The organism is Mycobacterium sp. E1747 (assembly GCF_001667775.1).
Taxonomy (GTDB): Bacteria; Actinomycetota; Actinomycetes; order Mycobacteriales; family Mycobacteriaceae; genus Mycobacterium.
The window spans coordinates 43,565-51,481 of sequence record NZ_LZJI01000130.1; the positions used below are offsets into that span (position 1 = coordinate 43,565).

A 7,917-nucleotide genomic window follows, 5' to 3' on the forward strand; every position below is an offset into this window, starting at 1 on the left:
GAGAGGCACCGTCGGTGGTCGCACTTTCGCGAAGAGCGCTACGGCAGGATGACGGTTCGGCTGACCGGCTCCGCCGCGGTCTGCCGGCTGGACAGCCCGCGAAGCAGCGAACCAAGTAAGGCATCACGGGTCTCGCGGGGATCTATGAGTTCGTCGAATCCCAGATGCTCGGCCGAGCGATAGGACGCCTGCAACTCCGCGTCGCGCAGCTTCGCCGTGATGTCCTCGCCGGCGTGCGTCGCCCGGCCCAGCGCTGCCGCGCTCATGGCACCCATGGTCGCGCCCGGGTAGGCGAACGTCGCGCTCTGGTGGTCGAAACCCAACAGCGACATCACCATGGAGCCGAATCCGTACGCCTTGCGCAGCGTGATGTGCAACTTGACCGTGGTCGCCGCCGTCTGCGCGGCGAACATCCGCGCACCGGCGCGCAGCACGCCGTTGCGCTCGGATCGACTGCCGGGCAGCATGCCGGGGGTGTCGGCAAGAAACACGATCGGCAGGTGGAACGAGTCGGCCACCATGATGAAATGTGCCGCCTTGTCCGCCGCGGCGGCGTCGATGGAGCCGGCGAGCACGTTGGGCTGATTGGCGACGACCGCGACCGGGTGGCCACCGAGGTGCGCCAGCGCGCAGATGATCGCCTTGCCGTACAGCGGCTGCACCTCGAACCAGTCGGGCCGGTCGAAGACCACGTCGAGCACCGCGCGCATGTCGTAGACGCGGCGGTTGTCGCGGGAGACGATGTCGAGCAGTTCGGGCGTGGCGCGCGGTCCACTGTCCTCGTCCGGCGATAGCTGCGCCGGGTACGACCACGCGCTGGGCGGGAAATACGACAGGTACCGCCGAATGTCGGCGATCACGGCTTCGTCGTCTTCGGCGACGTTGTGGATCACCCCGCTCGGCACGGCGGTGCCGGGCCCGCCGAGGTCCTCCTTCGAGATCTCCTCTCCGGTGGACTCTTTGACGACCGGCGGCCCGGCGGTGAAGACCGCGCCCTGCGCGCTCATGATTCGGAAGTCGCAGACCGGGGCGACCAGAGCGCCGTGTCCGGCCGAGGGGCCGAGCACGGCGGCGACGGTCGGTACCCGACCCGAGCATTGCGCCTGGGAAAGCAGGTCGGTAGGGGCGCGGCCGTAATGTCCACCGCCGGGGCGAAAGCCGGCGCCTTCGAGCAGCATCACCAGCGGAACCTTGTCGCGCAGCGCGAGCTCGGCGATGCGGTAGCGCTTCGCGTTGCCGCCGGGCCCGATGCTGCCGGCCATCGTGGTGAAGTCCTCCGAGCCCAGCATCACCGGCGAACCGTTGATCAACCCGGAGCCGACGACCAGTCCGTCGGAGGCGACTTCGCCGCCGACCAGCGTGCCGATTTCGCGGAAGGTGCCCTTGTCGACGAGGTGTTCGATGCGTACGCGGGCGTCGAGCTTGCCCTTGCCGCGGTGCTTGTCGAGCCGCTCCGGTCCGCCCATGCCCCGCGCGCGCTCACGGCGCCGCTCGAGATCGTCGAGCGTTTCTCCCCAGTCCGGGGCTTTCGGCATGCCTCTGTCCTACCGCACGGAGGTTTCGTCTGGCGAGCGGACGCCGGTGGCGTGTTCAGCAAGACCGACCGCCGGCCGCCGAGCTCCGAGCTCCGGCCGCCGAGCGTCACGCCGCCGAGCGTCACGCAGGCGTGGCGAGGGGCGCCGAGCGTCACGCCAGCGTGACGACGCCCGGCCGGCGTCAACGAGGCGATGCCGGAGCTGGCCCAAATCGGACCGGCGCACGCTTCATTCGATACCAAGTGGTATCCACTCGATACTGGAGGGTATGCTACTGCACATGTCGCCTGTCAAACCGCTTCGTACCCGCCCCACTCGCGGCGAGGTTCGTGACCGGATCTTGGATGCGGCGTCGAAGGTGTTCGCGGCCGAGGGTTTCGCCGGCGCCACCATCGACGCGATCGGTCAGGCCGCGGGCTTCACCAAGGGCGCGGTCTATTCCAACTTCGAGTCGAAGGACGAGCTGTTCTTGGCCCTGCTCGACCGCGAGTTCGAGCTGCGCGGCGAGCAGATCGCGATAGCGCTGGACCGCAGCGACGGCGACACCGCCGCCGCCGCGCGCGAGGTGAGCCGGTCGGTGCTCGACTCGGTTCGCGACCATTCCGACTACTACGTGCTGCTCGTCGAGTACTGGCTGCGCGCCCAGCGCGATCCGCAGCTTCGGGAACGCCTGATCGAGCGCCGTCGCGCCGCGGCCGACCAGGCGCTGCACATCGTCGAATCGACCGACACCGTGCCGGGCGACCGGCGGCTGACCGACATCGCCCAGCTCGTCGTCACCCTCAACCTGGGCGTCGCGATGGAAGAGGTGCTGCGTCCGGGAACCATCAACCCCGACCTGCTCGCGCGACTGATCACCGCACTGCTGGAATCGATTCCGGTTTGAACGCGATTAGGGAAAGCCACACCGTGGACGCCAACGACGAACCGGCCGACATCGCACCGGTGATCACCGCCGCCGGATTGGGGGTCGACGGCGAGCACGGGCCGCTGTTCTCGGGGGTCGACCTGGCCCTGACGCCGGGGTTTCACGCCATCCAGATGCCCGGGGGTCCGGGTCAGACCACGCTGTTGTTGACGCTCGCGGGACGATTCAAGGCCAGTCACGGCTCGCTGAGCGTGCTCGGAGAAACGACACCGCGCGCGATCCGGCGCCTGTGCGCGATCGCGGCCTTCGATGACATCGACGAACTCGAAGAGTCGGTGACCGTGGCGACCATACTCGCCGAGCAACGCCGGTGGCTCGCGCCGTGGTATTCGCTGGTGCCGCTGCAAGCCGGTCAGGCCGAGCTGACGGAGGTCTTCGGCGAGATACCGCCACCATCCTCGGACACCTACATCGTCGAATTGTCCGACCTGGAACTGTTTTTGCTGCGCATCACGCTCGCGCTGCTGTCGAATCGTCCGATTCTGGTGGTCGGCGACCTCGAGCAAGTGCGCGACAACTCCCGGCGCGCGATTGCGGTGGAACGGCTGGGTGTGATCGCGAGAGAGCGCACCGTCGTCGTCGGAGTCACCAACCCGCTCGGCACCAACGCACCCGAGCACGAGCTTCACGATCGCCGCGTCGTGACCGAAGGAGATTGACGATGTTGGCTGGACTCGCATTCGGCTCGGAGATCAAGCGTTTCGGTCGCAGCCGGTTGACGCGCGTGGCGATCGTCGTGCTGATGTTGCTGCCCCTGGTGTACGGGGCGCTGTACCTGTGGGCGTTTTGGGACCCGTTCGGCCACACCAACAAAATGCCGGTGGCGCTGGTCAATTCCGACCGCGGCGCCGTCGTCTCCGGCGAGCATTTCAACGCAGGCGATGAGATTGCCAAGAGCCTCACCGCGGACGGCGGGCTGGACTGGCACGTCGTGGACTTGGCCGAAGCGCGCAACGGAGTCGACCACGGCAAGTACTACTTCATGGTCGAGTTGCCCCCGGACTTCAGCGCGGCGATCGCGTCGCCGGTGACCGGGCAGCCCAAGAAGGCCAACCTGATCGCCGTCTACAACGACGCCAACAACTACATCTCCACCAGCATCGGCCGCACCGCCATCAATCAGGTGCTCAACGCGGTGTCCAGCCGGATCTCCGGCCAGGCCGTCAATCACATGCTGTCGGTGGTGGTTTCGTCAGGCGCGGGCATCAAGCAGGCCGCCGACGGCGCCGCTCGACTCGACGACGGCGCCGGACAGCTCGTCGCCGGCCTCGACGCGGCGCGGTCCGGCTCGGCACGCCTTGCCGACGGGGCCCGGCAATTGTCCGACGGAATCAACCAGGCCACCGACCCGCTGCTCCCGGTAACCCGGGCGCTGTCACAGATCGGCGGCAACACGCAGCAATTGCAGCAGGGGGCGGCCGCGCTGCAGCAGGCCAACGACCAGATCGGCGCCATCGCCACGGCACAGGACGGCGCCGCGGATGCGCTGTCGCCGGTGATCGATCAGCTCGCCGCGCGTCAGGATCCGTTGGCGAACAACCTGCGCGGCATCCAGGATCAGCTGCGAGGCCATCAGTTCACGCCGCAGATCCGCCAGCACCTCACCGACGCGCAAAACGCCGCGATCGCGATGACCTCCGCCCTGCGCACGCCCGGCAGCCCGCTGGGATCGGCCCTCGACCAGGTCGGCAACAAGGGCCAGGAGCTGACGAACAAGCTCACCCAGCTCCGCGACGGCGCCCAACGGCTGGCCGCCGGCAACGCCGAGCTGGCAAGCGGCATAGGCCAACTCGACGACGGGGCGCACCAACTCAAGAGGGGATCGGCCGAGCTGGCCAGCGGGCTCGCCCGGGGGGCCAACCAGCTGCCCAACTGGACGACTCAGCAAAAGGACGCGGTAGCCGACACCATCGGCGGGCCGGTGCAGCTCGCAGCCTCGCACGAGAACGCCGCGCCCAACTTCGGCACCGGCATGGCCCCGTTCTTCCTGACGTTGGCGCTGTTCTTCGGCGCATTGGTGCTATGGATGGTGTTGCGGCCCTTGCAGAGTCGTGCGATCGCCGCGGAGGTGCTCGAGATCCGGGTGGTGCTCGCCAGCTACCTGCCCGCGGCCGCGATCGCGTTGTTCCAGGCGATCATTCTCTATTGCGTTGTCCGGTTCGCCCTCGGCGTGCACGCGGTGCATCCGGTCGCGATGCTGGGGTTCATGATCCTCATCTCCGCGGCATTCGTGGCCGCCACGCAGGCGATCAACGCGCTCGTCGGCCCAGCGGTCGGGCGCGTGCTGATCATGGCCCTGCTGATGCTGCAGCTGGTCAGCGCCGGCGGCCTGTACCCGGTGGAGACCACGTCGCGACCCTTCCAGGTCCTGCATCGTTTCGACCCGATGACCTACGGCGTCAACGGACTGCGCCAGCTCATCCTCGGCGGCATCGATGGGCGGCTCTGGCAAGCGATCACGGTGCTGGTTGCGATGACGGCTGTCGCGCTGGCAATCTCGTCGCTGTCCGCACGGCGAGACCGCGTGTGGAACGTCAGCAGGCTGATCCCGGCGATCAAGATGTAGTGGCTCTGCGAAGCGAAAGGCATGCGCAGGTCAGTGACCGCGTTGGTGACCGACGGAGGGTCCTCGAATCGCCGTGGGTTACCGACCAAGTCGTGCACGCCGACAGAGGACTCGCGCCGCACAGCCCGATCGACGCCTGGGCCACGCGCAGCGGGTGCGCAGGCAGGCCCTCACTCGATCCCGAAATCGATGATGCCCCGGATGATTTTGCCGTTGCGGAGGTCGTCGTAGGCGTCGTTGATCTCGTCGAGGCGATAGCGCCGGGTGATCATCTCGTCGAGCTGAAGTTGCCCGGTCCGATAGAGCCGGGCGAGCCGGGAGATGTCCGCCCTCGGGTTGCACGACCCGAATATCGTTCCCGCCAGCGTCTTGTTCATCAGGATGAAGTCTTGCAGGTCGATCTTGACCGACCGGGTGAGCTGCGACGTCATTCCGGTGAGCACACACGTCCCGCCCTTGCGGGTGAGCTGCAACGCATCGCGGACGTCGGCGGCGGCGATCAACGAAGGCGAGACCACGACGGCGTCTGCCATCACGCCGTAAGTCAAGTCCCGCACCATGTCCTGTGCCTCGGCGATCGTGGGCGCGCTGTGGGTCGCCCCGAACTGCAGCGCCGATTTCTGCTTGAATTCCACCGGGTCCACGGCGACGATCTGGGCGGCGCCGCTGATCCGGGCGCCCTGGATCGCACCCGTACCGATTCCGCCCGCGCCGATGACGACGACGGTGTCACCGCCGCGTATACCGGCGCGATTGGCGGCCGAACCGTAGCCGGTCGGAATGGCGCATGACAGCAGTGCGCTTGGAGTCAGCGGCAGGTCCGGCTCGATTTTTACCAGCGAATTGGTCGACACGACAGTGTGTTCGGCGAACGCGCCGACCTTGGCCAGATGTCCCAGCGGTTGGCCGTCGGCGGTGTGATGACGGAAGGTGCCGTCGGTGGGCATTCCCGGCGTCAGGGTGAAAGCGCCGACGTCACAGATGTATTCCATGCCGGTCGCGCACCAACGGCACTGCCCGCACACCGCGACGAACGACATCACCACGTGGTCGCCGGGCGCGAAATCCGTTACCCCAACGCCTACTTGGCGCACGATGCCGGAGCCCTCGTGGCCGCCGATCGTCGGAAACATCGTCGGCAGGCCGAGCGATCGCATCACCTCGTTGGGTGCCGACATGTCGCCGTTGAGGATGTGGTCGTCGGAGTGGCACAGCCCCGCCGCCGCCATCTCGACCAGCACTTCACCCGCCCGGGGTGGGTCGAGCTCGAATTCCTCGACCGACCATGGCCCGCCGACGTCGTGCAGGAGCGCTCCCTTGGTTTTCAAGCCGCTTCCCTATGCGACCGGGGAGAAGGTGACCGGAAGCTTGTTGGGGGAGCGGAAGGTGAGCCCGACGATCTTGGACTCCTGGCCGGTCCCGTCGTCGGCCACGAAGGCCAGATCCTTGACGCGGTCGAACAGACTGTTGAGCATCACCTGCGTCTCGAGGCGGGCGAGATGCATGCCCAGGCACATGTGGATGCCGCCGGCAAATGCGATGTGCGCCTGGCGCGGCCGGCGGATGTCGAAGGTGTTCGGATCGGTCCAGCGGCTCTCGTCGCGGTTGGCCGAGCCCATGCACATGTCGATCTGCGCGTCGGCGGGGATTATCTTGCCGCCGATTTCCACATCTTCGGTCGTCGTCCGCATGACCATGGTCAGCGGGGTTTCGAAGCGCAGGCCCTCTTCGATGGCCATCGGGATCAGCGACCGGTCCTGGTAGACCAGCGCCAACTGCTCCGGGTGGGTCAGCAGGAGGTACAGCAGGTTGCCCGACGAACGGTAGGTGGTCTCCAGCCCGGCGGGCAGCAGCAGGCGCAGGAACGCGATGATGGCCTCGTCGCTGAGCTTCTCGCCGTCGATCTCGGCGGCCACCAGGTCCCCGATGATGTCGTCGGTGCGTTTGCGCCGCCGTTGCTCGACCTGGTCGAGGAAGTAGCCGTGCAACTCCGCGGCGGCGTTGAGCCCGGCGACGATGTCGGTGGGGATCGAGATGAGGTCGAGGGACAACCGTCGGAAGAGGTCGAGATCCTCAGGGGGCAGGCCGAGGAGCGTGGAGATGATCCGGGTGGGGAACTCGAACGTCACCGCCTTGACGAGGTCCGCCTGCCCGTCGTTCTTGATTTCGTCGACCAGTTGATCGCACACCGGTCCGATGACCGATGGCTCCCAGCGTTCCAGCGCGGTGGCCCGGAAGGCCTTGGCCACCAGGTTGCGGTGGTCGTGGTGTTCCTTGCCGCCCATCGCCAGGATGGTGTGGCCCATCACCAAGCCGATCGTCTCGTCGTACTTGTGGGAGCTGAAAATCCGGTCGTCGCGGAACGCCTGGAACAGGGGGTCATAACCGAACAGCACCCACTCGTCTTGCGGCCGCAGCTCTTCCGGCATCTGCGAGTGGTCCGCCAGGGCGCCGTGCCACACCGGATCCGTGCGCCTCATGTACTCGAAGAACGGGTAGGGGCTGGTTTCGCCGGTGAAGTCGAGTGTGGCGGGCTGGTTGGCGGGGTCGGTGCTGAGCGTCATCAGCGCTCCTCCTGAGCAGCCGGTAAGCGGATTGGTAAGCCGGGAATTTCGCTATTATAGTATAAATAGCAAATAAGCCCAACGGGCTGGTCGTGGTTACGGTAATGGGCACAGTATTGGTGCTGCGTGGCATCGAAGGCGGTGATGCAAATGCCTGAGCGGCGATTCGTATGCGCGCTGGACGATCTGCCGCCCGGCGAGATGAAGCTGGTCGACGTCGGCAAATTCGGCGTCGGCGTGTACAACGTGCGCGGCGAGCTTTACGCGATCGTCAACTACTGCTCTCACGAGGGCGCCCCGCTGTGCCTGGGTCTGACCGGTGGT

General features: G+C 66.9%; 7 protein-coding genes. 4 read left to right on the top strand and 3 right to left on the bottom strand.

Translation table 11 applies throughout. The features are described 5' to 3' along the window. Positions 1–38 precede the first annotated feature (38 nt). Complete coding sequence (locus A5695_RS13185) at positions 39–1,535, bottom strand: acyl-CoA carboxylase subunit beta (protein WP_068082245.1); 1,497 nt, start codon at positions 1,533–1,535, stop codon at positions 39–41. 268 nt (positions 1,536–1,803) lie between these two features. On the opposite strand from A5695_RS13185, the gene A5695_RS13190 reads away from it, so the two are divergent. The 3 genes from A5695_RS13190 to A5695_RS13200 are packed head-to-tail and all read left to right on the top strand — an operon-like array spanning position 1,804 to position 5,029. Beyond that, positions 1,804–2,421 (top strand): TetR/AcrR family transcriptional regulator, encoded by a 618-nt coding sequence (locus A5695_RS13190; RefSeq protein ID WP_068082248.1) that lies wholly within the window; start codon positions 1,804–1,806, stop codon positions 2,419–2,421. A gap of 23 nt (positions 2,422–2,444) precedes the next feature. Then, on the top strand, positions 2,445–3,122 hold the full coding sequence (locus A5695_RS13195; protein ID WP_068082251.1) for a hypothetical protein: 678 nt from the start codon (positions 2,445–2,447) through the stop codon (positions 3,120–3,122). A gap of 2 nt (positions 3,123–3,124) precedes the next feature. Next, positions 3,125–5,029 carry a YhgE/Pip domain-containing protein gene (locus tag A5695_RS13200; RefSeq protein ID WP_068082255.1) on the top strand — a complete coding sequence of 635 codons (1,905 nt, stop codon included), beginning with the start codon at positions 3,125–3,127 and terminating at the stop codon, positions 5,027–5,029. Between the two features lie 170 nt (positions 5,030–5,199). Here A5695_RS13200 and A5695_RS13205 read toward each other — a convergent pair whose 3' ends face one another. Both A5695_RS13205 and A5695_RS13210 read right to left on the bottom strand, forming a co-directional pair. Beyond that, positions 5,200–6,357: a Zn-dependent alcohol dehydrogenase gene (locus A5695_RS13205; RefSeq protein ID WP_068082257.1), complete on the bottom strand. Its 1,158-nt coding sequence runs from the start codon at positions 6,355–6,357 to the stop codon at positions 5,200–5,202. 9 nt (positions 6,358–6,366) lie between these two features. After that, positions 6,367–7,593, bottom strand: a complete 1,227-nt coding sequence (locus A5695_RS13210; protein ID WP_068082260.1) for a cytochrome P450 — start codon at positions 7,591–7,593, stop codon at positions 6,367–6,369. A 150-nt stretch (positions 7,594–7,743) separates the two neighbouring features. On the opposite strand from A5695_RS13210, the gene A5695_RS13215 reads away from it, so the two are divergent. After that, positions 7,744–7,917, top strand: a 174-nt coding sequence (locus tag A5695_RS13215) for a Rieske 2Fe-2S domain-containing protein (protein ID WP_156749619.1), incomplete at its 3' end; no start/stop codon positions are given.

Bases quoted from the DNA above. Each gene is read 5' to 3' on its own strand.
- A5695_RS13210 (WP_068082260.1), bottom strand. From the start codon at position 7,593: ATGACGCTCAGCACCGACCCCGCCAACCAGCCCGCCACACTCGACTTC.
- A5695_RS13185 (WP_068082245.1), bottom strand. From the start codon at position 1,535: ATGCCGAAAGCCCCGGACTGGGGAGAAACGCTCGACGATCTCGAGCGG.
- A5695_RS13190 (WP_068082248.1), top strand. From the start codon at position 1,804: ATGCTACTGCACATGTCGCCTGTCAAACCGCTTCGTACCCGCCCCACT.
- A5695_RS13200 (WP_068082255.1), top strand. From the start codon at position 3,125: ATGTTGGCTGGACTCGCATTCGGCTCGGAGATCAAGCGTTTCGGTCGC.